This window comes from Luteolibacter sp. Y139, from assembly GCF_038066715.1.
In the GTDB taxonomy this organism is placed as follows: domain Bacteria; phylum Verrucomicrobiota; class Verrucomicrobiia; order Verrucomicrobiales; family Akkermansiaceae; genus Haloferula; species Haloferula soli.
Genome location: NZ_JBBUKT010000007.1, coordinates 1 through 24,268, shown reverse-complemented (window position 1 = coordinate 24,268; position 24,268 = coordinate 1). Strand labels below are relative to the sequence as shown.

Below are 24,268 nucleotides of genomic sequence, written 5' to 3'. Positions count from 1 at the left end.
TGGGAACGCCTCCTGCGAAGAGCTTCGGTTCGCTTCGCCTTTCCCTTCGATTTCTGCGCCCATGCCCATGAAAAAGCCCCGCTCCTCCCCATCGTCCACCCACACTGCCGAATATCCCGTCGCCGATGCCGCCACGGCAACCGTGAATGGCGAGGACAGCCCCCACCAACTCAAGGAACTTCTATTTGCGCTCAATGCCTTCAAGCGTGGCGATTTCTCCGCCCGGCTGCCCGACGACTGGATCGGCATCGCAGGCAAGGTGGCGGACTCGTTCAATGATGTCATTCGTCGGAACCAAGAGCTTGCCGGAGAGCTTGCGAGGATCCGGGACGTCGTCGGTGTTGAAGGGCGCATCGGCCAACGCGCGATCCTCGGCGACATGCAGGGCTCCTGGAGCGAGGCGATCGGCTCGGTGAATAGCCTGGTGGAAAATCTTGTTCAGCCGACGAGCGACATGGCGCGCGTGATCGGCGCCGTGGCGAAGGGCGATCTTTCGCAAACGATGTCCACGGACATCGAGGGCCGCCAACTGAAGGGGGAATTCCTGCGCACCGCTCGCACGGTGAACACGATGGTGGAGCAGCTCGGTGGTTTCGCCTCGGAAGTGACCCGCGTCGCCCGCGAAGTGGGCACCGAAGGAAAGCTCGGCGGCCAAGCGAAGGTGAAGGGCGTCGCCGGCACGTGGAAGGATCTTACCGACAACGTGAACCTGATGGCCGGTAACCTCACCGCTCAGGTCCGAAACATCGCCACCGTCACCACCGCGGTGGCGAATGGCGACCTCACCAAGAAGATCACCGTCGATGTCAAAGGCGAGTTCTTGGAACTGAAGGACACGGTCAACACCATGGTGGGCCAGCTCCGCTCCTTCGCCTCGGAAGTGACCCGCGTGGCCCGCGAGGTGGGCTCGGAAGGATCGCTCGGTGGTCAGGCGCGAGTGGAAGGCGTCTCGGGCACGTGGAAGGACCTCACCGACTCCGTGAACTTCATGGCGTCGAACCTCACCACCCAGGTTCGCAACATCGCTGCGGTTACCACTGCCGTGGCGAATGGCGACCTCTCCAAAAAAATCACCGTCGATGTCAAAGGCGAGATCCTCGAGCTGAAAAACACGATCAATACGATGGTGGACCAGCTCAGTTCCTTTGCCTCGGAAGTGACCCGCGTGGCCCGCGAAGTGGGCTCGGAAGGAAAGCTCGGCGGCCAGGCAAACGTGTCCGGCGTCGCCGGGACCTGGAAGGACCTCACCGATTCCGTGAACTCGATGGCCGGCAACCTCACCGCCCAGGTGCGTAACATCGCCGAGGTCACCACCGCGGTAGCGAACGGCGACCTTTCCAAAACCATCACGGTGGATGTGAAGGGCGAAATCCTGGAGCTGAAAGACACCATCAACACCATGGTCGGCCAGCTCCGGTCCTTCGCCTCGGAAGTGACTCGCGTGGCCCGCGAGGTGGGCACCGAAGGAAAGCTCGGCGGCCAGGCCGAGGTGACCGGCGTCGCCGGCACGTGGAAGGACCTCACCGACAACGTGAACATGATGGCCGGCAACCTCACCGACCAGGTCCGCAACATCGCCGACGTGACGACTGCCATCGCGAACGGTGACCTTTCCCGCAAGATCACGGTGGATGTGAAGGGCGAGATCCTTGAGATGAAAAACACCATCAATACGATGGTGGACCAGCTCAGCTCCTTCGCCGATCAGGTCACCCGCGTGGCCCGCGAGGTGGGCACCGAAGGAAAGCTCGGCGGCCAGGCCGAGGTGCGCGGCGTGGCCGGCACCTGGAAGGACCTCACCGATTCTGTGAACTCGATGGCCGGCAACCTGACCAATCAGGTGCGCAATATCGCCGAGGTGACCACCGCTGTGGCCAATGGAGACCTCGGCAAGAAGATCACGGTGGATGTGAAAGGCGAGATCCTGGAGCTGAAGAACACCATCAACACCATGGTGGACCAGCTCGGTTCATTTGCCTCGGAAGTGACCCGCGTGGCCCGCGAAGTGGGCACCGAAGGAAAGCTCGGCGGCCAGGCAGACGTGAAGGGCGTCGCAGGCACGTGGAAAGACCTCACCGACTCGGTGAACTCAATGGCCGGCAACCTCACCGACCAGGTCCGTAACATCGCCGACGTGACCACCGCGGTGGCGAATGGCGACCTCTCCCGAAAGGTTACCGTGGCGGTGCGTGGAGAAATTCTCCAGCTGAAGGACACGGTCAACACCATGGTGGACCAGCTCAACTCTTTCGCCTCGGAAGTGACCCGCGTGGCCCGCGAAGTGGGCACGGAAGGAAAGCTCGGCGGTCAGGCGGATGTGAAAGGCGTCGCCGGCACTTGGAAGGACCTCACCGATTCGGTGAACTCCATGGCGGGCAACCTGACCAATCAGGTCCGAAACATCGCCGACGTCACCACCGCCGTGGCACGAGGTGACCTTTCCAAGAAGATCACCGTGGATGTGAAGGGTGAAATCCTGGAACTGAAGAACACCATTAACACGATGGTGGACCAGCTCGGATCGTTCGCGGCGGAAGTGACTCGCGTGGCCCGTGAAGTGGGCTCCGAAGGCAAGCTCGGCGGCCAGGCAAAGGTCTCCGGCGTGGCCGGCACGTGGAAGGACCTCACCGACTCGGTGAACCTCATGGCCGGCAACCTCACCGACCAGGTCCGCAACATCGCCGACGTGACCAAGGCGGTCGCCGCCGGCAATCTATCGAAGAAGATCACCGTTGATGTCCGCGGAGAAATTCTCGAACTGAAGGACACCATCAACGTCATGGTGGACCAGCTCCGCTCCTTCGCTTCGGAAGTGACCCGCGTGGCCCGCGAGGTGGGCTCGGAAGGATCGCTCGGTGGCCAGGCACGCGTCGAAGGCGTCTCGGGCACGTGGAAGGACCTCACCGACTCGGTGAACTTCATGGCATCCAACCTCACGACCCAGGTGCGTAACATCGCCGCGGTCACCACCGCGGTGGCGAATGGCGACCTTTCCCGCAAGATCACGGTCGATGTCAAAGGCGAGATCCTCGAGCTGAAGAACACCGTGAATACCATGGTGGACCAGCTCAACTCCTTCGCCTCGGAAGTGACCCGCGTGGCCCGCGAAGTGGGCACGGAAGGATCGCTCGGTGGCCAAGCCGAAGTGAAAGGCGTCGCCGGCACGTGGAAGGACCTCACCGACTCCGTGAATTCCATGGCGGGCAACCTCACCAACCAGGTGCGAGGCATTGCCAAGGTCGTGACCGCAGTCGCCAAAGGCGACCTCAACCAGAAGCTGATGGTGGAAGCGAAAGGCGAAGTCGCCGAGCTCGCCGACACCATCAATAGCATGACCGACACGCTCGCCACCTTCGCCGAACAGGTGACCGGGGTGGCGCGCGAGGTGGGTGTCGAAGGACAGCTCGGTGGTCAGGCCCACGTGCCCGGCGCCTCCGGCACGTGGCTCGACCTCACCGACAACGTGAACCAGCTCGCTGCCAATCTCACCACCCAGCTCCGCGCGATCGCCGACGTGGCCACCGCCGTGACCAAGGGCGACCTCACCCAGAGCATTCAGGTCTCCGCCCGCGGTGAGGTTGCCTTCGTGAAGGACAACATCAACGAGATGATCCGCAACCTGCGCGACACCACCTCGCGCAATGAGGAGCAGGACTGGTTGAAGACGAACCTCGCGAAATTCACCCGCATGCTGCAGGGCCAGAAGGACCTGCTCACCGTCGGCAAGCTGATCCTTTCCGAGCTTGCGCCAGTGGTCTCTGCGCAGACCGGAATCTTCTACATCATGGACAGCGATGCACCGGAGCCCGAGCTCCGCTTGCTCGCCAGCTACGCCTTCACCGAGCGCAAACATCTCAGCAATCGCTACCGACTCGGCGAGGGGCTGGTCGGCCAGTGCGCCTTGGAAAGACAGCCAATCCTGCTCACCAACGTTCCCAGCGACTACATCCAGATCAGCTCCGGCCTCGGCAAAGCGGTGCCAACCAGCATCATCGTCCTGCCCATCCTCTTTGAAGGCAAGGTCAAGGCGGTCATCGAACTCGCATCCTTCCAAGGCTTCAATCCGACCCACGAGACCTTCCTCGTTCAGCTCGCAGAATCGATCGGCATCGTCTTGAACACCATCAAGGCGAACACCCTCACGGAGGATCTTCTCAAACAGTCCCAGTCACTCGCGAGCGAACTCCAGAATCGCCAGGACGAGCTGGAAAAAACCAACAAGGAACTCGGCGACAAGGCGGCCCAGCTCGCCGAGCAAAACGAGGAAGTGGAGCGGAAGAACAGCGAGGTGGAGCAAGCGCGCACCGCGCTGGAAGGCAAGGCCCAGCAGCTTGCCCTCACTTCGAAATACAAATCCGAGTTCCTCGCGAACATGTCGCACGAGCTCCGCACGCCGCTCAACAGCCTGCTCATCCTCGCCGACCAGCTTGGCTCGAACTACGAAGGCAACCTCACAACCAAGCAGGTCGAGTTCGCCCGCACCATCCACGGATCCGGCCGTGATCTGTTGCGCTTGATCAATGACATCCTCGACCTGTCGAAGATCGAGTCCGGCAACTTCACCGTCTCCGTGACAGAGGTCCGCATTGCTGACCTGATGGACAATGTCGAGCGCACCTTCCGCCACGTGGCACAGGACAAGGGCATCAACTTCGCCTTCGAACTCGCTGCCGATCTGCCATCGCGAATCCTCACCGATGAGCAACGCCTCGACCAAGTATTGAAGAACCTCGTCTCGAACGCATTGAAATTCACCGCCGACGGCAAGGTCACCGTGAGGGTCCAGGCAGTCGAGGGCCAACGCCTGCGCGGCAACTCCGTGCTAAGCGGCGCTGGAAAAGTCCTCGCCTTCAGCGTTGAAGATACCGGCATCGGCATCCCGCCGGAAAAGCAGATGGTCATCTTCGAGGCCTTCCAGCAGGCCGACGGCAGCACCAGCCGGCGTTACGGTGGCACCGGCCTCGGCCTTGCCATCAGCCGCGAGTTGGCCCGCCTGCTCGGCGGCGAGATCAGCGTGCAGAGCGAGGAAGGAGTGGGCAGCACCTTCACCTTGTTCCTGCCGCTGCAGGCACCGGCAACGGAACGCGAATACATCGAGACCACCGACGCCGGGATTGAAATTGAGGAGATGGACTTCACCCAGGACGTCATTGCCGACGACCGCTCCAATATCTCGCCCCTCGATCACGTGACATTGATCGTGGAAGACAATCGCGACACGGCCGGGATGCTTTTGGCCAGGGCACGAGCCAAAGGATTCAAGGGTGTGGTCGCCATGCGCGGCTACGCAGCCCTGACCATGGCCCGCGAGTTCCAGCCCGAAGGCATCACGCTCGATGTCAGCTTGCCGGATCTGGACGGCTGGAAGGTCCTGAGCCGCCTCAAGTCCGATCTCTCCACGAGGCACATCCCGGTCTTTATGGTCTCCGCAGACTCCGAACCGGAGAATGCCCTGAAAAACGGCGCGATCCGCTTCCTCGGCAAGCCCCTCGATCCGGAATCGGTGGACAGCGTTTTCGAGCGGATGCGTCAGATGCGAGACGAGCCGGGCGGCACGGTGCTGTTGGTCGAGGACGACGAAACCCAACGCAACAGCGTGGGCGAGTTGCTTTCAGATACCCCGAACCTCATCACCGCCGGCAACGCCGACGAAGCCTTCAAGATTCTGGAAAGCACGGCATGCGATTGCGTCATCGTGGACCTCATGCTGCCGGGAACCTCGGGCTTTGAAGTCATCGAGCACATTCGCGGGGACTTCCCCCAGATGCCCATCATTGTCTACACCGGCAAGAACCTCTCCACAGACGAGGAAGCACAGCTCAATCGCCTGACCCAGACCGTCATCGTCAAGGACGTGCGCAGTCCCGAGCGGCTCTACGATCAGGTCGCCCTGTGGCTTCACCGCAAGGTCTCCGAACTCCCCCAGCCCGGCCGCGAGACCATCCAGCGCCTCAATGATCCGAATACCCTGCTCGCCGGCAAGCGAGTGCTGATCGTGGATGACGATGTGCGCAATATCTTCGCGATGACCAGCCTCCTCGAACGCCACCACATGGACGTGATGTCCGCCGAGCAGGGCGAAACAGCTCTGCAACTTCTCAAAAGCGGCACCATCTTCGACATCGTGCTCATGGACATCATGATGCCGGAGATGGACGGCTACGAGGTGATGAAGGCGATCCGTGGCATGTATGGCTTCCAGGAGCTGCCGATCATCGCGCTGACAGCCAAGGCGATGAAGGGCGACCGCGAGAAATGCATCGATGCCGGCGCCTCCGACTACATTTCCAAGCCGGTCGACACCGACCGCCTGCTCACCATGCTCCGCACCTGGCTGTACCGATGACCCACTTCGTCCGCAACGACCGCCCCATGCAGGAGACCTCCCAGACTGCAAGCATCCTTCTTGTCGATGACCGGCCGGACAAGCTGCTTGCGCTGGAAGCGACCCTTGAAGGGCTTCACCAGAATCTGGTGAAGGTGCGTTCGGGCGATGAGGCCCTGCGCCAACTGCTCTTGCAGGACTTCGCGGTCATTCTGCTGGATGTGAACATGCCGGGGTTGGACGGCTTCGAAACGGCTGCGCTAATCCGCAAACGCAGACGCTCCGAAACCACTCCCATCATCTTCATCAGCGCCATCAATGACACGGAGAACCACGTTTCCCGCGGCTATTCGCTCGGTGCCGTCGACTACATCCTTAGCCCGGTCATTCCCGAAATCCTCCGCGCCAAGGTGGCGGTCTTCGTGGACCTCCACCTCAAGACCGAGCAGGTGAAGCGTCAGGCGGAAGAACACTCCCAGCTTCTCCAGGAGCAGGCGGCACGCGCCCGGGCAGAAGAGGAAAAGGAACGCATGGCCTTCCTCGCGGACGCCAGCAATGTTCTCGCCGGCTCGCTCGACTATGAGCAGACCTTCTCCAATCTAGCCCGCTTGATCGTACCTCGGCTCGCCGAGTTCTGCATCATCGACCGTCTCGACGACGCCGGCCATCTCCACCAGGTCGCCGTCGCCCATCGCGATCCGCGCCAGGAGGCAGTTCTGAGGCAAATCCGCTACCCCGAATCAGGAGAGACTTCTCACGGCGCTCTTCGTGTCTTCCAGACCGGCACTCCCTTCGTGAGAAACCGGGTCGATGACAGCATCCTCGACGAAATCGCTCCGGAAGCAGACCGGCCGGTGCTCCGGCTCCTGAAACCCGCCGCCTTCGCCGCCGTGCCACTTACTGCTCGCGGCCGGGTCATTGGCTCGATCACCATGGTAAGGACCGATCCACAGGATGAGTTCGACGACGATGATCTCTGGCTTGCCGACGAACTTGCCCACCGGTCCGCCCTCGCTCTCGACAACGTGGAACTCTACCGCCGCGCCAACCGCGCAAGGGAAGAAGCCGAAACCGCCAACCGCGCGAAGGATCGCTTCCTCGCGATGCTCAGCCATGAGCTGCGCACGCCGCTGACTCCTGTCATCACCCACCTCTTCAATCTTTCCGGGGACGAGCGGATGCCTCGGGAGCTCCATCATTCGCTCGATGTCATCCGCCGCAATGTCGAGCTTGAGGCCCGGCTGATCGACGACCTGTTAGACCTTACCCGTGTCGGCAGCGGCAAGTTCCACCTGGAACCCACGGTGGTGGATATCCACGAACTGCTGAAAAACGCCTTGGAGATCTGCCAGCCGGACATCGCTGCAAAGCAGCTCCAACTTCGCTTGGACCTTTCCGCCGAGGATGCCCACGTGAATGCCGACCCGGCACGCCTTCAGCAGGTCTTCTGGAACATCGTGAAAAACGCGGTGAAGTTCACTTCAAAGGGCTCCATCCAAGTGAGCACCTCCGCCTCGGACGGGGACTCCATCACGATCACCGTCCGCGATACCGGCGTCGGCATCGAGCCCGCCCTTCTCTCCCGGGTCTTTCATCCATTCGAGCAGGCCGAGCGTGGTGTGCAGGGAGGCCTCGGCCTCGGACTTGCCATTACCAAGGCATTGGTCGAACTCCACTCCGGTCATATCAGCGTGGAAAGCCGCGGGCATGGCCACGGTGCCACGGTCACGGTGTCACTTCCGCTTGCCCACGAAGTGCCGGTACCTGCCCCGGAACGCCGGCCGGCCACGATCGAACAGGGCAAGAAGCTCCGCGTGCTACTCTTGGAAGATCACGCCGACACCAATGAGGCTCTGACCATGTTGCTGGAACTCCGCGGCTATATCGTGTCCTCTGCGCTCAACGTCTCATCCGCCCTAGAGATCGCCGCACGCGAGGACTTCGATTTGCTGCTCAGCGACCTTGGTCTTCCCGACGGCAGCCCCGGCGAAGTGATGAAGGTCGTGGCGGCTCGCAACAATACGATCGGGATTGCCCTCAGCGGCTTGGGCATGGAAAAGGATTTCGAACGAAGCCGTTCCCTCGGCTTCCGCCACCACCTCGTGAAACCCGTGGACGTCGGACGCTTGGAAGAAGTGCTTCAGGAATGCGGCAAGTCGGCTGGCAAGCCGGAGGCCGCAACTGTATAGCCCCCACTCCATGCAGATCGAAACCCGCCTCTTCGCAGACGACGGCGAAACGCCGAACAATCCCACGCTCCCCCTGGTTCTGATGCGTGGATCCGGCGTCGTCGCGAAAGACGATCCCGCCGGCTGGTTCGAGGAGCGCTTCGCCTCTCACGGATGGACCTCGGCCTGGCGCTGGGGAGTGTATGCCTACCACCACTTCCACACCACCAATCACGAGGTGCTCGGCGTGGTCATCGGCCAAGCGAGGCTGATGCTCGGCGGAGAGCATGGTGAAGAGTTCATCGTGCGTCCCGGCGATGTCATCGTGATCCCTGCGGGAGTCGGCCACAAATGCCTTGAAGCCTCCGGGAATTTCATGGTCGTCGGTGCTTACCCCAGGGGCGAACACCCGGACTTGATGAAGTCCTCCAGCAGCGCTTCGGATCGCGAACGCATCGCTTCCGTGCCCTTGCCAGACGCAGACCCCGTGCACGGTGCAGGCGGTCCTCTCTTCGATTACTGGCGAACCTGAGCCGTTACTGCACCGCCGCAGCGCGCCTTCCGATCACCTTGGCAGCCACGTCCACCTTCTTGATCCGCGGGTCCTTAGGATCGTAGTCCTCGCGGGACTTTTCATAGCGATCATCGAGCACTTGCAGGCGGCGGATCCGCATGCAGCTGTATTCCTTCCACCCATTCGTGGCGTCCCACGCCAAGAGAACCGGAGCTTGGTATCGCTTCCCCATCCCATGGATGTAAGGCTCCACGGTGAGGAGTTCGCCAATGTAATAGAACTCCACGAGACGATGTTCGCGGATCGCCCTGCGGATCTCTTCTGAATCGGGTTGGGTTGAATAGTGGGGAATGTCCATGGCTTGTATCGCCCGGCTGGAAAGGAAACCGGGGCCAGACGAATCTCGCAGATTGTGTGCCCTGCTCGGACCTGATAAAAACCCCGGTTTTCCGTGAGGGATCGCCTCTTTTACACTGCAAGGCGCTCCCCTGAGCCGCAATCTGCAATGTGCCGTCTACCTACCGGCCGCATGCTTGGCACGCCTCACGCAAAGCCCCTATCGCCATGACTTGGGATCCCGACGCCATCGTCTTCTCTCCGCTTGATGTCGACCTGAGTTGCTCACCACTGCGCGCAGGCATCGACAGCGAAACCTATGTTCTCGGCGCCTTCAATCCCGGCTTCACCCGACTCCCGAACGGAAACCTGCTGATGATGGTCCGCATCGCCGAAGCCCTGAAGGAACCGGTGACCGGAAATGAGATCCACGCGATTCGCTGGGACCCTCAACGCGGCTATCTCACCGATCCCCACGAGCTCGCGCTGGTCGACGCCTCCGATCCACGAAAGTTCCGCATCCGCAGCCATTCGTCGAAGGTCATGGCCCTCACCTCGCTCTCATGGCTGCTTCCGGTGGAGCTCCATCCCGACAGTCTCGAAATCGTCGGCATCCACTACGACAAGTCCATCGGTCCCGCCGCCAGCTTCCAGGAATACGGCGTCGAAGACGCCCGCATCTCAAAGGTGGAGAACACCTGGTACATGACCACTTGCTCCGTCAGCGCCGAACGCCAATGCACGACGCTCTACACCTCTCGGGACGGCCTGAACTATGAGCTACAGGGAATCGTCTTGGATCACCAGAACAAGGACATGCTGATCTTCGAAGGGAAGCCCGGCGGAAAGTTTCATGCACTCACTCGACCCACCGGGGATCTTTACTTCGCCTATCCGCCCTCTAGCGAGTTCGAAGCTGGCCCCTCCATCAATCTCGCCTCCTCACCGGATGCCCTCCATTGGAAGCCTGCCGATACTCCCCTCATTCGCCCACGCCGCGGCTCCAGCTCTGTCATGCGCATCGGAGGCGGCACAGCGCCGATCCTCACTTCTCGCGGTTGGCTCATGCTTTATCACGGCGTACAGCCCGGCACCGTCGTCGGCACTTATCGCACGTTCCACGCCTTCCTTGGTGCCGATGATCCCGCACGCGTTCTCTCCGTTCACGATGAACGTCCTCTGTTAGAGTCCCGGCCGGATCTCACCTCGCATCTTCGTGACCTCCGCTACCTGGAAAATGTCGTCTTCACTACCGGCCTGGTGGATGGCGGAGACCACTTCATCGTGGCGTCCGGGGAAGACGACCTGGCCTGCCGCATCACGCGGATCCCGAAGCGGGACCTCGGGCTCGAAGCGAACCTCATCTGACCGCCTCTCGCGGATGGTCGCTCTGCATTCTGAGATCTGGCATTGCAGGACGCTCACGCTCATCCCAGCGCCGCCGCCGGAGTCTTGCGCGGCAGAGCAGCGACGAGGAGCTCTCGCCTGCAAACAAAAAGCCGGGCAGGTGCCCCCACCTGCCCGGCTTGTTTGTTCTACGCTTCCCCATGCCGGCCGTACCCGAATCCGTCGGCGACCGGCATTGAGGATTCCTTCTTTCGCAGCTGCCTTGCCAACCTCGCCAAATGATTTCCCGGCACGGCAGCCGCTAGATCAACCGCATGAAAAATCAGCCCAGCCCGGACGACAAAGCCCTTCAGGATCCCTTGAGCGGCGAGCCGGATTATCACCCTGTGGCCACCGGAGTGGGCGCCGCCAGCGGAGCGGCGGTTGGGGCCGGCATCGGCGCGGTTGGAGGCGGCCCCATCGGCGCCGTGGTGGGAGGTGCCGTCGGAGCCCTCGTCGGAGGATTTGCGGGGAAGGCATTTGCCGGCGACGGGGATTTCCCTGACGAGGCTGTCCACTGGGAACAGCACTTCCGGCGAGAACCTTACTTCCACAGCGGCTTCACCTTCGCCGACTATTGGCCAGCATATCTCTTTGGATTGGACTATTACCGCCGCGACGTCGACTTCGAGCAAGCGGAAGCGGAAGCGGAAGCGGACATGGAACACGCGTGGGAACAACGCCGGGGCGAATCCCGCCTGTCTTGGACCCAAGCTCGCGATGCCGCTCGTGCCAGTTGGCACAGGCTGGATGGCGCATCGGGATTCACTTCATCGTCCTGAGTCCAGCGCAGGCTCCCATGCCTGCACCCGCCAATCACTGAATCGCCAATGGATCTTTTCAAAGTGAGAAATGGAAGCCAGCGCCAACTCCGCCGACTCGTACACACCAAAAATTTTGACGCTGTCATCCAAGTCCAGCGCCATCACCAGAAAGCGTCCGTTCCTTTTCGCTTCCTTCATCTGAGATCGGCGAGGCCTGCCCGCCGCGAGCGGCGGGCAGGATCACTCGATGTAACGTCCCTAGGCGCGACGCGTGGTCAGCATCGAGACCAACCAGACGATCAGGAACAGAACGAAGCACACCTTCGCGATAGTAGCCGCAGCACCGGCAAGGGCGCCGAAGCCGAGGACCGCTGCGATGATGGCGACAACAAGGAATACCAATGACCAGTGAAGCATAATGTTGATGGGGTTAATTTCACCCACCACTTGGATTGCAACAGTGGTGCCAAGCCTTCTTGAGCAGACTGACGATAAGAACTCATCTCCGACAATCGCCTGATATCCCGACACTTACGCCATACTCAAACTAACCGGCCTGCGCGTAGGAAACGTCATCCCCACGATCGGGCGAAATGCAAAACGCTGGGGTGGCAACGCACTCTGCACGCTACCGGTTAGATCGGGAACCGAAGCGACTGCCGAAACAGGAAACAAATCAAAACGACCGCATCCGGTTCGTCAGGCTCAGGTGCGAGTGATCGACATTGCCGAAAAGCTGGGTCGCAAAAACGGCACCGTCATTATCCACCGCCACGCCGATGCCGGTCTGGGTCCAGCCTCCCTTCAAATTCATCTGGTGGCCCTTCGATTTCTTCCACGCCTCTACGAGCATGTCCGCAGGACGGGCTGCCCCGCGACAGGTGCCCACGTTCTCTCCCACGTCGCTAATTCCCATTCCTCGCTGGGCCATCAGCGTTCGCTCCTCGAATCCATAGTGCGTGCTCTTGTCGCCGAATTTGCCGCGATTCCGGAGCATGAATTCCGCGTGTTGTTGAGCGAGACGATCGAGGCCTGCATGACGTTGCAATGCCGGCTTGCCGAGTGACTGGCGATACGCGTTGACCTGCGCATGGATGTTTCCCGCCAGCCGGCCGTGAACTGCGGACGACGTCGCAGCAGGAAGCACCGTGTTGTTTTTGTATTCAAGCCCGGGCGCGCATGGTGCCAGAAGCCCCCCCAATGCCGGGAGGGCGAACCAAAGACGGATATGTTTTTTCATGTATGGGTGATTGCCAGCCGGCTTTGAAAAACATCGCGAACCATCGCGACGGGGTGTGCCGGTTTTGGCGCCCGCACTTTTCCTTAAAACGAATCACCTGCAATCTAACCGGGCCGGGGGTTTCTACGTGGCTCCCCTCAAGCAAAGACGCCGGTGGCATCCTTGGGATGCTTTCCTTGCACGTTGCGCCCGCTTTGATGCACTCCGCCCACGCTTCGTCGCTCCGTTGCCACCGCACGGTTTTGATCACCTTTGCTACTGCGTCACTTACTCGCGCTCTCCGCTACGGCACGGTGCCTGCGAACAAGCCCGTCACTCCGGCTTGATTCTGGAAGCGCCGTGCGCATCGCAGCGATGGGCTACGTGCTCTCTGGCCAAGCCACCGCAATGAACACGATTGAAACGACATGAAAGCAATCCAATGCATCCTCGCCGCAGCACTTCTCGCGGCCATCACTCCACTCGCAGCCGCCGACAAGGACGGCGTCGTCATGAAAGACGGCAAGCTGATGTCCCACAAGGACGGCGAGAACACCGAAGCCATGGATGAGGTCACCCTCAAGGACGGGACCAAGGTTACTCGTGCCGGCGACGTCACCTCCACCGATGGCACCACGTGGAAGCTTCAAGAGGGCGACAGAATATCCGATGACGGCACCTTCCAAGCGCACGTCATCACCGACGGCATCGTGAAAAAGGACGGCAAGATCATGACCATCCACAACGGCGAAAAAGCCGAGCTCACGAGCGAAACCACCCTGAAAGATGGGACCAAGGTCATGACCGATGGAACCGTCATCTCGAAGGAGGGCAAGAAGTGGAGCCTCAAGGACGAGGACGCTATTCTGAGCGACGGCCGCGTGCTGCTCGAGGGCTCCGTAATCGTGAAGGACGGCAAGCCTCTTCTGGTGAAGGAATGTATGGGCGAACCGATCAAGAAAGAGGTCTCTCTCGACGGATCCAAGGTCCGCCCAGATCTCGCCGTCACCAAGAAGGACGGCGGCGGTGAAACCGCGCTCAAAGAAGGCGACATCGTCAAGACCGACGGCACCATCCTCCGCGCTGACGGCGGCACCGAGTGACCCTCCTGCCACATTTCGAAAAAGGCGCGCCGGTTCCGCCGGCGCGTCTTTTCGTCATCCGCGAGTTGCTTGATCCTTAGCAATGATCTCTTCCAAAAATTCGACGTCCGGACGAGTCGTATGAGAGCCGGAGCGCATCCAGGCGCGGCCGAAAGCCTGCACCCAGCGGTAGTCGGCACGGGTCACGATACCGACCAGCTTGCCATCGGCTGTCACCACCGGACCTCCACTATCACCTGCCACCACGGGCGCGGTGAGCTTCAGATCGAAGTGGCGATCTTCCTCGCCCGTGGACCGGCGACCGAGAATCTGGCCCTCACTGGGCTTCCACTCGCCGCCTCCGAAGCCAAAGGTGAAAACGCTCGCGCCATTGGCGAGGGCATTCTCCGAAGCCCACCTCACAGCCGGGACATCCACATCCGCGTGAAGCAAGGCGAGGTCCGCAGACTTCTCCTTCCACACGACCCGATAGGGACGAACCACCGGAGTTCCATCACGCTCCAAGCAAAAGAGTCCGCCATGACCCTTCACCGGCACATGCGCGGCGGTAAGGAAGTAACCATCACCCAGCGAAACCGCCGAGCCATACCCTTCGGTCGCAGGCATGATCAGACGCGTTTCTCGACTGGCTTTCGAAAGCTCCGGCATGCCGCCATCAGACAGGATCGCGCTGTGACGTTGGAAGAACTGCTCGATCGTGCGACCGCCAATGTGATCGCCGGCAATCCTCATCGAGGCTTCCGATTTCCGCTTCATCGAATCCCGGGAAACCCAGGATGAGACCGGCTCGTCCCTCCGGACTTCGATGCTGGTGCAGGAGACGCCTGCCAGAAGCAGCGCGCCGCCAAAGAGGTGGTGGATCAGGCGGTGGAATTTTTTCACGTGCGGGAAAAAAACGGTTGCCGTGGGAGACCCATCCTCCCCGGAATCCGCGTGCTAAATGCCGGAATCCGCGCGAAAGGCAAACCGAAATCGCTCTAACATTCTAACAACTCACGGCCCGGCTCAACGCCACTTGGGCCATCCAGAGCCCGACCGAATCAAGACGCCCGCGGCTTCATCGGGTGTTTTTTTCAGCCGCGGGCATCAGCAACCAACACTAATACCCTCAGAAAATGGTGGTGCCCGCGGCCCCTCCCCGAACCGCAGGCACCCGTGCGTTTCCGCACTCGCCGCTACCGATCCGCCGGAATCGGAAAAATGCAACTGCCCGGCAGGTGTGGGATCTACGAGTCCCCTTGAGGAACTCTACCCGGCTGCCCGGGAACCTCATCGGCGACAGATACCGAGAAGTAGAACGTGGCCCCCTCCCCCGGCACCGACTCCACCCCAGGGGACAAAGCGGCGGCACTAGCATTACCGGCGATGTCGCGGCATCGTAAAAATGGCGATGCTGCCCCGCCGGAAAATGCTCGGGCGAGATCGCGGGTAGCGAAGAACCCCGCAAGTGAAGGCCCAGGAACGACTCGATGCCGGCCACATGCTCATCCGCCACGATTTCGCCGCGGTCGTCCTCGTCCAGCCGCTCCACCATCACCCGGTGGAAGCCGGTGAAGCGCTGGATCTCACGGGCAAGCACACGGACGATTTCATCTGGACACGTGAGGTCAGCCACGGCAGCGAGCGAACGACTCACGAGACGGAGGCTGGAGTCGGAACCCGGCGAGGGAGAGGCCCCACCTTGGTGGAGCACCGGGTCCCGCTCCATTTCCACCACCCTGATACCGCCCGGCAAGAGGTGGACGATGCCCTCGAACGACATCACCCCTCCGCCCTGCCCTTGGGTGCGGACGGTCACATGGAAGGAATCGCCATCTGCTCTCCACCCGCCTCGCAGGGCCGCTTCCACGGAAGCGCGTGTGGAGGGCTCCACCAGATCAAGGAAGGGCTTGCCTACAAGCTCCTGCGAATCCCGACCAATCACCCGGGCAACGTTCGCGCTCACCTGGCCGATCAGAAAATCGTCCCCGTGCAGCGCGAATAGTAATCCGTGTGGCTGAATGCCGGTGGCCTGTTCAGAAAATTCCTCCCTCATGGACGGCCGCTATGTCTTCCGGTGGAGGGAACAGCAGTGCCCGAGGATTCAGGCTGCGGCCGGGGAGCGGCAAACACGGCGCATTCCGGCAAGCAACGACAAACCTCGTAGGTTGCGGTGAGCAAGACGCGGGGAATGATCATGATCCGGATTGCTGAAGTCGCGCGGCGGATGGCTGCGCGGAAAAAAGAGAGACCGCGAGGATAGCCACTTCGGCGAAAAGCTCGCAACAAGAGCCTTCCGAAGGGCCCGTTCGGTTTTTCCGATGGCTTTCCATGCCCCAGAATCGGATTGCAGGCGCCTCCCTCTTGTTAGATCCTGTCTTGTCCCGGACAGGGGACTACCTCCCATGAACTTCAACCATCTCCACTATTTCCACGTGGTGGCTCAGGAGGGCACACTGGCCCGCGCGGCCAAGCGGCTGAACATCACCCAGCCAACCCTGAGCGGACAGCTGAAGCAGCTTGAAGAGCATTTCGGCCACAAGCTCTTCGACCGTGCTAGCGGTGCCCTCCGCCTGAATTCGAACGGCCGCAAGGCCTTCGAGGTGACTCAGGAGATGTTCCGGCTCTCTGCTCGATTCGAGGAACTCTTTCCCGCTCGCCAATCCGAACCGCGGACGCGTCTGGAGGTCGGCATCGCCACCACGGTCGGGCGCTCCTTTGCCGTGGAGCGCTTCATCACGCTCTTCAAGAGCCAGCGGATTCTCACCCGGGTGCGACAGGGCGATCACGAGTATCTCTTCCATGAGCTTCTCGCCACCGGTCTCGACTTGCTGATCACTGACAGCCTGCCGCACCGCCGAAAGGAACGCGGCACCGACTGCCGCAAGCTCAGCTCCCCCGAATTCGTGATCGCTGCCGGTCGCAAGTTCATGGCCAGCCTCAAGGAGCCCACGGTGGAGGGACTGCATGGCCGCGGTTTCATCCACTACACCAGCCACAGCGCGTATCGCTTCGAGATCGACCAATACTTCCGGGAGCAAAGGATCGAACCACGCGTGGTGGCCGAGGCGGACGACGTCTACGTGATCCGAGATGCGATCGCAGCTGACATCGGAGCCGGTGTGTTACCCCGCTCGGTGATCGAAGAATCGCGTGATCGGAAGCGCTTCCACGTGCTGGCAACCTTGAGCCGCAAGTTCGAAATCTACGCGCTCTTCAACAAGCGAGATCCCTCCGAGGAGGTGATGACCGCGCTCGAGATACTGGCAGGCGAGGACAAGCCGGGACACTGCTAGCAAATGGACTACACTGGCTACTTCGCGAATCTTTAAGGTTCGCTTGGCCACTAAGACTTTGGCGTACCGAAGCAATGGTACATCTGACAAAAGACAGGCAGCCCAGACTTCACTAGAGTCCGGAATCCAAACATTTCCCGGATTCATCTTCTCGCCTTCTGGTCGCCATGCAGAAAAGTCATCGCCCGCATTATACCGTCTCACTTCCCCGCCCCGAGCGCGCCCAACTGGTCGCTGAGATCAAGCGCAAGCTTCCCCAGTCCTCCAACGCGGAAATCGCCGGTGCCTTGCGCCTCGCGTCCGTGCTGATCGCCCCCATGGTCAACCGGCCGCGACTGGTGGCTGTCGCGGAAGGGCTGCTTCACGCCCACTGACTTGGATTTCCCCTCGGCCCCCCAAAGGACAGCCAAACCCGAGCAAAGCGGGTGCCCTCCCCCAAGGGCACCCGCATTTTTGTCGGTAACCTACGCTCCTCCAGTCGACTTCACGCGTCAGTGAAATGCCGGCTCCGAGATCGCCTTCACCGCTTCTGCCACGGTCGCTCGCTCTTCGGTCCTTGTCGCGAGATCACCAAGCGAGAGGATGCCGATCAGACTCTTGTCTCGAGTGAGCACCACCAAGCGCCGGACCTGCGCATCCTCCATCAGCTTGGCAGCCTTCTCGATCGGATCATCCTCAAAGCAATAGAGGACATTCTTGGTCATCACTTCCTCGACGCCGGATGCCGGATCGAGTTGGGAAGCGACTCCACGGATGGCGATGTCACGATCAGTGATCATTCCCAGCAGCGTGTTGCCATCGCAGACGGGAATCATGCCAACATCGAGATCACGCATCAGCTGCGCGGTTTCACCAAGGGTGGTTCCGGGTGCGACCACAATCGGTTCCCGGCTCATGATTTCTGAGACTTTCATTGGATTGGATTTCCCCGGAGGACATTTGTCCGGGATGATGATTCACTTTAGCCTACATCGAAACCCGACCGCGCACACCGGGATTCCATTCAAGACGCGTCAGCACGCCATCGTCGTTCTGGTCCTTGGCTTGAAAACGCGCGATGATCTTCGCCTCAGACGTTCCTCGCGGATAGGAGTAGCCGAACTCGATCGGATCGATCTCATCGTCCTCATTCACGTCGGCGAGAGTGAAGATCGAAATCGGGGTGTGATCATACGCCCCGCTCTTGAACGAAAGATATTCTGCCAAGGTTATCGAGCCGTCCGCATTCGCATCAGCGCGCAAGAAATCCCTGCGAATCTTCACGATCGAGAACTTCGGCTTCGAGTTGTCGGTGAACTCCTCGAAGGTCACCGACCCATTGGCGTTGTCGTCGATGATCTCGAACTCTGTTTCCGCCTTGCTGGGCGCCGGGATGGTTCCCGTGAAGATGAGAAACTCGTTCAATTGGACCGATCCGTTTAGGTTCCGGTCCGCGGCACGGAACTTTTTCAGCGCGGCCGCCGCACCGATACCGGTCTTCAGGGTCGTGGTGAACTCGCCCAAGCTCAGACTGCCTGACACGTCAATATCCGCAGCCACGAAGATCGCATTGTTGTCCACTTGCCCATGGGCGGGCAGGCACGCAAGCGACGAGGCGAAGGCCAACAGGGCGGGAAGGCGAAGGCGAAGCGGCATGGTATTCAGATAGCAGTTTTTCATAGTGCCATCTCACCAAGCAACGCCCATGCCCTGGCGTTCCAAGCCCCGAATCTCGGGATTCCGTCACTCTCTGCTCTTAGCCCCATGCCAAAATGCCACGCCAACTTCTGCAATCTGCGCGGATGTTTTGGTTCAAAGTGTCTAACACCCATTTCTCCCGAGCCAAACCGCAACCATGCATGATGCACTCATCTAACATGATTCTTGCTATCCTTCTGAGCACTCACCTAAGAACGCTAAGTAATGAACAAGAAATCGAAGAGTGCCGCGAAGTCCATGAGAGGTCGGCGATATACCTTGCAGGAAAAAGCGGAGGTCTTGGATTTTGTGGATCGCTACAATGCGGAGAACGGGCGCGGCGGCCAGACAGCAGCCACCAAGAAGTTCCAGCTGTCTCCCCTGAGCATTTCCTCTTGGCGCAAGCTGGCCATCCGGAACGGCTCGATCTCCTCATACCGGCCTGCCTCAGGTGCCCTGCCCGTAGGTCGGGCGCTCGCGCAAATGCAGGAACTTCATGACCGTATCGTGGAGCAAGAACGGACCGTTGTGCGGCTGAAAGCCCAGTTCGATGCGCTGAAGGCCAGCCTTTGAGAAACCCGTGCAAGTTGCCCGGAACGGAATGCCAGACGCGCCGGATCGGGACATTCTAGCTCCGCGAGCTCGGGCATTCACGCCCCTGTATTCCGTTGGAATCCAAGGCAATCCACCAGCTCCCTCAGCGCAGGATTGGCCTCGATCAAGCAGATGGCACGGTGGCTGCATCCCGGGTTCCCATGAAGATCCGAAAGAACATCATTACGCGGATCGAGTTCGTCGGCGGACCGGAAGACGGTCGCATTCTCGAACTCAGCGAGTGTCCCGCCATGGTCACCGCTGAGGAAGCTGAAGACGTCGGCAAGGTGCCGATGTTCCTCGCCATGGATAACTTGGAAAGCTTCAAGGAAGGAGACGAGCTCGAGTTGGTTATTCTCGGTCACTACGTCTCTCATCGTAGCGTCGGAGACTGCGCGAAATTCGACTGGATTCCCATGCACTAGGAGAGGGCCCCACTCGCTCTCAGGCTCCCGTGTTTTGGATGGAGTCCGGAGAGACAGAACTTTCCGAGGGGAACGAAGGGAATTTCAATTCGAACGCTGCTCCCTCCGAAACGGAGAGTGCCGAGATGGTTCCGTCGTGAGCTTGCATGATCCGTCGAGCAAATGCCAGACCCAGACCACTCCCCGGCAAATGGTGGGCATTATCCCCACGGACGCCGGATTCGAAGATGGCCTCCAAGGCATGCGGTGGCACCCCCACCCCTTGGTCGGACACACGAACCACGACATGTCCATTTTTCCTCTCTAATTCTTCGACGAGGATGTTCGGCACCGTGTCGCCGGCATACTTGATGGCATTCTCGAAGAGATTGATGAACAGCTGCACCAGCATCGTGTAGCTTCCTTGGATCTGTGGGAGGGCTTTCACCTCAATGTTCGCCTCACGGTCGGCGATGAGGGGGGCCAGATTCAGGCGAGCCGAGGTCACGACGTCATCTAGCATCACGTTCTTCATTTCTCCGGTATTGCTTCGGAGCAAAGCATCGCCATGCAGCTCTCGGATCAGCGCCTCCATCTGCCGCAGCGATTGGACTGCTTGGGCAAGCTGACCTGTTAGAGCGGGATACATCCCCTTGTTGGCAGCCTCACGTGCGAGTTCGGTGGCGAATAACGCACTCGTCAGCGGATTCCTCAGGTCATGCGTCACCAATCCCGTAAAGGCCTGCAGATCACGGTTGCTTCGCTCCAGCGCCAACTCCGCCGAGCGGGTCCTTTGGAGCTGTTCTTCCAAGCGTGCGTTCGCCCGCTGCAGACCTGGAAGATGGATCGCCTGCGGCGCGATTCGCAAAAGCGCGATCACTGTCGCCCATGAAGCAATCGCGGTGATCACCTTCATCACCGCGGAAATCCGATAAATGGGATGATAGAAGATCACCGCCTCAATCACGTGCGTGCTTCCACAACTGAAAATGAAAGCCGCAAACAACCAGAACAGGCGGGGGAAAGCGAGTTCGCTCCGCTTCAGCCACCAGTAGCCTGCAAGCGCCACCGGAATGACCGAATAGGCGGCCGCAATCGCCAAGTCCGAGATAATATGAAACCAGCCATGCACCGGGGTCCAATGACCGCAATGCCAACGCGCGGGGAAGTCGGAGGTATCGAAAAGAATCCCGAGGCTCGCCAATGCCGAATGCATGGCAGGTTTGCTACCAGATCCGGCATTCTCCACAAGACCTAGAGCAGTCCTCGCGAGGACAAGTCAGGGGGAAAATCGGCAAAAACACGCTTCTTGTCGGTGCTCAAATGATCCGCATCAGCACAAGCACGATCACAATCACAAGGACCAGTCCAAGCCCCCCGCTCGGCGCATATCCCCACGACTTGCTGTGACCCCAGGTTGGCAGCGCTCCGACGAGCATTAATAAGAGAATAATAAGCAATATGGTTCCTAACATGGCTTTATTGGGTTGTTGAAAAATTTAGCGACGTGGCTGCTGGGGAGGGAGATCCACGCGTCCGCCAATCGGGGCAGACTCACCTCCGGCAGGCTCCCCGGTGGCAAGGGCCTGCGCGCCGGGTGCCGACCGCAACTCCGCGGATTGCGACCCCACGCAGGAGGTGAAGCACGATAAGCCAAGAACGATTCCAAAGCACCGGATGACGACATTTGCTTTCATGGCTTTCCAGTAGCAGAGCGTGTTCCGTCCACTCGGAGCAGGCATTCCCCTACTGTCATCAAGGGCTCCGCGCCTTCGTCGCCCTTGAAAGGCATTCGGCGCGTTGCATTTCTCCCCACCCTGGGACGAAGTGTGCATTCTTCATCGACCTGCGATCTTCAGAATTGCGGCAACTACGATGAATGCCGTAATTGGCAGAATGGTCTCCAGGGAAGCTAGCGACTGGGAAGCTGCTGCCACACCTGGCGGATCGCGTCCTGAGCGAGCTCCGCACCGTCAGGAGCCGGAACCGGAGCATCTTCTGCCAGCTCGGCGGCAATGATGAGTGGCAACACGTGATCGAGCCGGGTCACCAGCGGAGGGCAACCAAGCAAGGCCAGCTGGGCGAATGCAATGCTCTCCTTCTGGTCGAGACAGCGAGCCAAGGTCAGCAGCATTCCGTATCCGGTGACCGCCACATCAAGTGCGATAATGTCATCCCGGACCATGCGCGAAACCGGGTGTTCGCGGAGCCTGCCATAGATTCCCGCCAGTGTTCCCGCCACCGCCATCACGGTTCCCTTCACCGCGGCACCCAACACGCCCCCCTCGCTCTGCGAAATCTTCCGTAGGATGTCGGTGCGACCTTCGCTGCCTGCTACGACATCAAGCAAGAGGTCTCGCAGCCCCTCATGGCGGTCGATGCGTTCATCCTCCAGCTGACCGCGAACTGCCTGCGAAAGGTCTCGTTCTACGGCCAGCATGTCATTCATGTAGGCTGCCAGGTGCTTGCGGTGTGCGTCGTTCATCGGGAGCTCTTCGCAGCGAGCGTGCCCGGATCGACATGGAGCGAGAGCTGCTGGAACGCCCTCGCCATGTTTACCCTGCAAACCCAAAGGTTCTTCCTCATCCTACTCGCCTGCGGGGTTTTCGCGGGCTGCGAGCGAAAACCTTGGCGGGAGGAGCCACACCCACCGGTGCCCGAGAGGGTGAAGCCGGAGAATATCCCCGACCACGGGGGCGCCGCTTGAAAATGCAAAGCGTGCAACCTGCGCGAATTACTTGCGAATCGCGCTCCCCGGAGCGATCTATCCGGGCGGAATCTCTTGTTTGGCAGGGATTACCGGCCCGGAACGCAAAACGCTCCGAACACGCCGACAAGAACCCAACAGAATACCATGAGCACACCACGAATCATTACCACGGCACTCGCCGCCGGACTCCTCACGACCGGCTTGGCTCCCCTGCCGTGCCGGGCACAGGAAGACCGGCCGGCGCGGTCGGACCAGGCAAAGTCGAATGAGGAAGAAGTCCTGACGCGCGGCCCCGTGCACGAAGCTTTCGCGACCGCGGTCACCTTTGACCCTCAGCCAGGCCTCACCATTTCGACCAAGCCGCCCGAATTGATCGATGAGCTGCCGCCCGAGCAGCAACTTGAAGGCGACAATGTCGCATGGATTCCGGGCTACTGGGCTTGGGATGAGGAACGCTCGGATTTCCTTTGGATCAGCGGCATTTGGCGAAACCTTCCACCCGACCGCGAGTGGGTCCCGGGCTACTGGGATGATCTCGGTGGCTCCCGCTATCAGTGGGTCTCCGGCTACTGGGCCGACTCCACCGCCAGTGAGGTATCCTACCTGCCCGAGCCACCCAAGCCTCTGGAGTCTCGGCCGAATGTGGACGCTCCGTCCTCCTCTCACACTTGGATTCCCGGAAACTGGGTCTGGAGCGATACCCGCTATCGCTGGCGCGCCGGCTACTGGGAACCCTTGCGCGAAAACTGGACCTACGTGCCCGACCAGTATCGCTGGACCCCGCGCGGGTACATCTATGTCGATGGCTATTGGGACTACGCTCCGGTCCGCCGCGGCATCGTCTTCGCGCCCGTTTATTTCTCTCACGACTACTACGGCCGCTCCGGCTTCAATTACACGCCCTCAATCGTGATCAGCGTGACTACCGTCGTGGATCACCTCTTCATCCGGCCGGGCTATGGTCACTACTACTTCGGTGACTACTATGAACCTCGTTATCGCCAGGAAGGCTTCGTCGCTTCGTTCTCCTACGGTGCCGGAAGCGTGGGAGGCTACGATCCGATCTACGCCTATTCGCGTTGGAGTCACCGCGATGACCACGACTGGGATCGCCGCCAGCGGGAAGACTTCGACTATTTCCGCGACAATCGCGATGCCCGTCCGCCGCGCACTTGGGGTGAGCTTCGCGACCTCGGCGATGGCCGTCGTGGAGCACGCGTCCGTGACCGCGATCTCATGGTCGCAACCCCGCTAGCCCAACTCGCGAAGGCCCCGGAAAAGGGCGAGCAATTCCGGAAATTGGATGGTCAGGCTCGCGAGCAAGCGATCACCCGGCGCAAGGAGATGCAGGATTTCCGCCAGGAACGACGCCAGCAGGAAACCGCCGCAAAGTCTGAAGGCAAGCCTGAGAAAGCCGAAAAGGTGAAACAGGGACGTTCCCCGTTCCTCGGCCGCCGTGCCGCCGAAATGAAGAAGGAAGACGCCCCGCCGGCGCGGAAAGAGAAGCCAGCACTGGTGGATCGTGATACCACCAAGGAAACGCCGAAGACCGCAGACGAGCGTCAGCGACCAGGCAATAAGGGCGATAAGGGTGAAAACCAGCCGATGCCGCCGAATCGCCAAGGCGAGCGTGAGGCCAAGCCCGAGCGCGAAGCCAAGCCCGAGCGCGAAGCCAAGCCGGAGCGTGAAGCCAAGCCGGAGCGTGAAGCCAAGCCCGAGCGTGAAGCCAAGCCCGAGCGTGAAGCCAAGCCCGAGCGTGAAGCCAAGCCCGAGCGTGAAGCCAAGCCCGAGCG

22 protein-coding genes are annotated in these 24,268 nt (G+C 60.6%); 11 read left to right on the top strand and 11 right to left on the bottom strand.

Going from position 1 to position 24,268, the window contains the following annotated elements; genetic code table 11:
• Positions 1 to 67: 67 nt before the first annotated feature.
• From WKV53_RS17255 to WKV53_RS17245, 3 genes are read left to right on the top strand one after another with little or no spacing between them, the layout of a single operon-like run.
• Positions 68 to 6,346 (top strand): HAMP domain-containing protein, encoded by a 6,279-nt coding sequence (locus WKV53_RS17255; protein WP_341406022.1) that lies wholly within the window; start codon positions 68 to 70, stop codon positions 6,344 to 6,346.
• Positions 6,343 to 8,514, top strand: coding sequence for a response regulator (locus WKV53_RS17250; RefSeq protein ID WP_341406021.1), 2,172 nt, complete (start codon positions 6,343 to 6,345; stop codon positions 8,512 to 8,514). The genes WKV53_RS17255 and WKV53_RS17250 overlap by 4 nt, the downstream gene beginning before the upstream one ends.
• Positions 8,515 to 8,524: 10 nt before the next feature.
• Positions 8,525 to 9,025 (top strand): cupin domain-containing protein, encoded by a 501-nt coding sequence (locus WKV53_RS17245; RefSeq protein WP_341406020.1) that lies wholly within the window; start codon positions 8,525 to 8,527, stop codon positions 9,023 to 9,025.
• A gap of 4 nt (positions 9,026 to 9,029) precedes the next feature.
• On the opposite strand, the gene WKV53_RS17240 is transcribed toward WKV53_RS17245, so the two are convergent.
• Positions 9,030 to 9,365: a WYL domain-containing protein gene (locus WKV53_RS17240; protein WP_341406019.1), complete on the bottom strand. Its 336-nt coding sequence runs from the start codon at positions 9,363 to 9,365 to the stop codon at positions 9,030 to 9,032.
• A gap of 206 nt (positions 9,366 to 9,571) precedes the next feature.
• Here WKV53_RS17240 and WKV53_RS17235 point away from each other — a divergent pair, with 206 nt between their 5' ends.
• On the top strand, positions 9,572 to 10,711 hold the full coding sequence (locus WKV53_RS17235) for a glycoside hydrolase family 130 protein (RefSeq protein WP_341406018.1): 1,140 nt from the start codon (positions 9,572 to 9,574) through the stop codon (positions 10,709 to 10,711).
• Positions 10,712 to 11,004: 293 nt separating this feature from the next.
• The gene (locus WKV53_RS17230) at positions 11,005 to 11,511 is read left to right on the top strand and encodes a hypothetical protein (RefSeq protein ID WP_341406017.1); all 507 of its coding nucleotides are present in this window, start codon (positions 11,005 to 11,007) and stop codon (positions 11,509 to 11,511) included.
• On the opposite strand, the gene WKV53_RS17225 is transcribed toward WKV53_RS17230, so the two are convergent.
• From WKV53_RS17225 to WKV53_RS17215, 3 genes are all read right to left on the bottom strand, one after another.
• On the bottom strand, positions 11,500 to 11,691 hold the full coding sequence (locus tag WKV53_RS17225; RefSeq protein WP_341406016.1) for a hypothetical protein: 192 nt from the start codon (positions 11,689 to 11,691) through the stop codon (positions 11,500 to 11,502). The genes WKV53_RS17230 and WKV53_RS17225 overlap by 12 nt on opposite strands.
• Before the next feature lie 60 nt (positions 11,692 to 11,751).
• Positions 11,752 to 11,910, bottom strand: a complete 159-nt coding sequence (locus WKV53_RS17220; protein ID WP_264499516.1) for a DUF1328 domain-containing protein — start codon at positions 11,908 to 11,910, stop codon at positions 11,752 to 11,754.
• Between the two features lie 259 nt (positions 11,911 to 12,169).
• Entirely contained in the window at positions 12,170 to 12,733 is a 564-nt protein-coding gene (locus WKV53_RS17215) for a CAP domain-containing protein (RefSeq protein WP_341406015.1), read from the bottom strand.
• 407 nt (positions 12,734 to 13,140) lie between these two features.
• Here WKV53_RS17215 and WKV53_RS17210 point away from each other — a divergent pair, with 407 nt between their 5' ends.
• Positions 13,141 to 13,815: a DUF6799 domain-containing protein gene (locus WKV53_RS17210; RefSeq protein WP_341406014.1), complete on the top strand. Its 675-nt coding sequence runs from the start codon at positions 13,141 to 13,143 to the stop codon at positions 13,813 to 13,815.
• A gap of 54 nt (positions 13,816 to 13,869) precedes the next feature.
• On the opposite strand, the gene WKV53_RS17205 is transcribed toward WKV53_RS17210, so the two are convergent.
• Together WKV53_RS17205 and WKV53_RS28735 are read right to left on the bottom strand one after the other, a co-directional pair.
• Positions 13,870 to 14,697 (bottom strand): trypsin-like peptidase domain-containing protein, encoded by an 828-nt coding sequence (locus tag WKV53_RS17205; RefSeq protein ID WP_341406013.1) that lies wholly within the window; start codon positions 14,695 to 14,697, stop codon positions 13,870 to 13,872.
• A gap of 226 nt (positions 14,698 to 14,923) precedes the next feature.
• Positions 14,924 to 15,850: a hypothetical protein gene (locus WKV53_RS28735; RefSeq protein WP_375341835.1), complete on the bottom strand. Its 927-nt coding sequence runs from the start codon at positions 15,848 to 15,850 to the stop codon at positions 14,924 to 14,926.
• 349 nt (positions 15,851 to 16,199) lie between these two features.
• On the opposite strand from WKV53_RS28735, the gene WKV53_RS17195 reads away from it, so the two are divergent.
• Together WKV53_RS17195 and WKV53_RS17190 are read left to right on the top strand one after the other, a co-directional pair.
• Positions 16,200 to 17,090 carry a LysR family transcriptional regulator gene (locus tag WKV53_RS17195; protein ID WP_341406011.1) on the top strand — a complete coding sequence of 297 codons (891 nt, stop codon included), beginning with the start codon at positions 16,200 to 16,202 and terminating at the stop codon, positions 17,088 to 17,090.
• A 167-nt stretch (positions 17,091 to 17,257) separates the two neighbouring features.
• Positions 17,258 to 17,464 (top strand): hypothetical protein, encoded by a 207-nt coding sequence (locus tag WKV53_RS17190; RefSeq protein ID WP_341406010.1) that lies wholly within the window; start codon positions 17,258 to 17,260, stop codon positions 17,462 to 17,464.
• 117 nt (positions 17,465 to 17,581) lie between these two features.
• On the opposite strand, the gene WKV53_RS17185 is transcribed toward WKV53_RS17190, so the two are convergent.
• Together WKV53_RS17185 and WKV53_RS17180 are read right to left on the bottom strand one after the other, a co-directional pair.
• Positions 17,582 to 17,986: a CBS domain-containing protein gene (locus tag WKV53_RS17185; protein WP_341406009.1), complete on the bottom strand. Its 405-nt coding sequence runs from the start codon at positions 17,984 to 17,986 to the stop codon at positions 17,582 to 17,584.
• A 70-nt stretch (positions 17,987 to 18,056) separates the two neighbouring features.
• A complete protein-coding gene (locus WKV53_RS17180; RefSeq protein WP_341406008.1) occupies positions 18,057 to 18,725 on the bottom strand; it encodes an EF-hand domain-containing protein in 669 nt (222 codons plus the stop codon).
• A 267-nt stretch (positions 18,726 to 18,992) separates the two neighbouring features.
• Here WKV53_RS17180 and WKV53_RS17175 point away from each other — a divergent pair, with 267 nt between their 5' ends.
• Positions 18,993 to 19,340: a hypothetical protein gene (locus WKV53_RS17175; protein WP_341406007.1), complete on the top strand. Its 348-nt coding sequence runs from the start codon at positions 18,993 to 18,995 to the stop codon at positions 19,338 to 19,340.
• Between the two features lie 182 nt (positions 19,341 to 19,522).
• Positions 19,523 to 19,786: a hypothetical protein gene (locus tag WKV53_RS17170; protein WP_341406006.1), complete on the top strand. Its 264-nt coding sequence runs from the start codon at positions 19,523 to 19,525 to the stop codon at positions 19,784 to 19,786.
• A 19-nt stretch (positions 19,787 to 19,805) separates the two neighbouring features.
• Here the strand turns inward: WKV53_RS17170 and WKV53_RS17165 are convergent, their stop codons facing one another.
• The 3 genes from WKV53_RS17165 to WKV53_RS17160 form a co-directional block, all read right to left on the bottom strand.
• On the bottom strand, positions 19,806 to 20,981 hold the full coding sequence (locus WKV53_RS17165; RefSeq protein ID WP_341406005.1) for a sensor histidine kinase: 1,176 nt from the start codon (positions 20,979 to 20,981) through the stop codon (positions 19,806 to 19,808).
• A gap of 103 nt (positions 20,982 to 21,084) precedes the next feature.
• Complete coding sequence (locus tag WKV53_RS28645; RefSeq protein ID WP_345789665.1) at positions 21,085 to 21,240, bottom strand: DUF3309 family protein; 156 nt, start codon at positions 21,238 to 21,240, stop codon at positions 21,085 to 21,087.
• Between the two features lie 437 nt (positions 21,241 to 21,677).
• Positions 21,678 to 22,250 (bottom strand): hypothetical protein, encoded by a 573-nt coding sequence (locus WKV53_RS17160; protein ID WP_341406004.1) that lies wholly within the window; start codon positions 22,248 to 22,250, stop codon positions 21,678 to 21,680.
• 369 nt (positions 22,251 to 22,619) lie between these two features.
• On the opposite strand from WKV53_RS17160, the gene WKV53_RS17155 reads away from it, so the two are divergent.
• Positions 22,620 to 24,268: YXWGXW repeat-containing protein (locus WKV53_RS17155; protein ID WP_341406003.1), on the top strand; the 1,649-nt coding region annotated here is incomplete at its 3' end.

Bases quoted from the DNA above. Each gene is read 5' to 3' on its own strand.
- WKV53_RS17185 (WP_341406009.1), bottom strand. From the start codon at position 17,986: ATGAGCCGGGAACCGATTGTGGTCGCACCCGGAACCACCCTTGGTGAA.
- WKV53_RS17225 (WP_341406016.1), bottom strand. From the start codon at position 11,691: ATGAAGGAAGCGAAAAGGAACGGACGCTTTCTGGTGATGGCGCTGGAC.
- WKV53_RS17165 (WP_341406005.1), bottom strand. From the start codon at position 20,981: ATGCATTCGGCATTGGCGAGCCTCGGGATTCTTTTCGATACCTCCGAC.
- WKV53_RS17160 (WP_341406004.1), bottom strand. From the start codon at position 22,250: ATGAACGACGCACACCGCAAGCACCTGGCAGCCTACATGAATGACATG.
- WKV53_RS17215 (WP_341406015.1), bottom strand. From the start codon at position 12,733: ATGAAAAAACATATCCGTCTTTGGTTCGCCCTCCCGGCATTGGGGGGG.
- WKV53_RS17220 (WP_264499516.1), bottom strand. From the start codon at position 11,910: ATGCTTCACTGGTCATTGGTATTCCTTGTTGTCGCCATCATCGCAGCG.
- WKV53_RS17250 (WP_341406021.1), top strand. From the start codon at position 6,343: ATGACCCACTTCGTCCGCAACGACCGCCCCATGCAGGAGACCTCCCAG.
- WKV53_RS28645 (WP_345789665.1), bottom strand. From the start codon at position 21,240: ATGTTAGGAACCATATTGCTTATTATTCTCTTATTAATGCTCGTCGGA.
- WKV53_RS17175 (WP_341406007.1), top strand. From the start codon at position 18,993: ATGAACAAGAAATCGAAGAGTGCCGCGAAGTCCATGAGAGGTCGGCGA.
- WKV53_RS17235 (WP_341406018.1), top strand. From the start codon at position 9,572: ATGACTTGGGATCCCGACGCCATCGTCTTCTCTCCGCTTGATGTCGAC.
- WKV53_RS17190 (WP_341406010.1), top strand. From the start codon at position 17,258: ATGCAGAAAAGTCATCGCCCGCATTATACCGTCTCACTTCCCCGCCCC.
- WKV53_RS17255 (WP_341406022.1), top strand. From the start codon at position 68: ATGAAAAAGCCCCGCTCCTCCCCATCGTCCACCCACACTGCCGAATAT.
- WKV53_RS17210 (WP_341406014.1), top strand. From the start codon at position 13,141: ATGAAAGCAATCCAATGCATCCTCGCCGCAGCACTTCTCGCGGCCATC.
- WKV53_RS17195 (WP_341406011.1), top strand. From the start codon at position 16,200: ATGAACTTCAACCATCTCCACTATTTCCACGTGGTGGCTCAGGAGGGC.
- WKV53_RS17240 (WP_341406019.1), bottom strand. From the start codon at position 9,365: ATGGACATTCCCCACTATTCAACCCAACCCGATTCAGAAGAGATCCGC.
- WKV53_RS17245 (WP_341406020.1), top strand. From the start codon at position 8,525: ATGCAGATCGAAACCCGCCTCTTCGCAGACGACGGCGAAACGCCGAAC.
- WKV53_RS28735 (WP_375341835.1), bottom strand. From the start codon at position 15,850: ATGAGGGAGGAATTTTCTGAACAGGCCACCGGCATTCAGCCACACGGA.
- WKV53_RS17170 (WP_341406006.1), top strand. From the start codon at position 19,523: ATGAAGATCCGAAAGAACATCATTACGCGGATCGAGTTCGTCGGCGGA.
- WKV53_RS17180 (WP_341406008.1), bottom strand. From the start codon at position 18,725: ATGCCGCTTCGCCTTCGCCTTCCCGCCCTGTTGGCCTTCGCCTCGTCG.
- WKV53_RS17230 (WP_341406017.1), top strand. From the start codon at position 11,005: ATGAAAAATCAGCCCAGCCCGGACGACAAAGCCCTTCAGGATCCCTTG.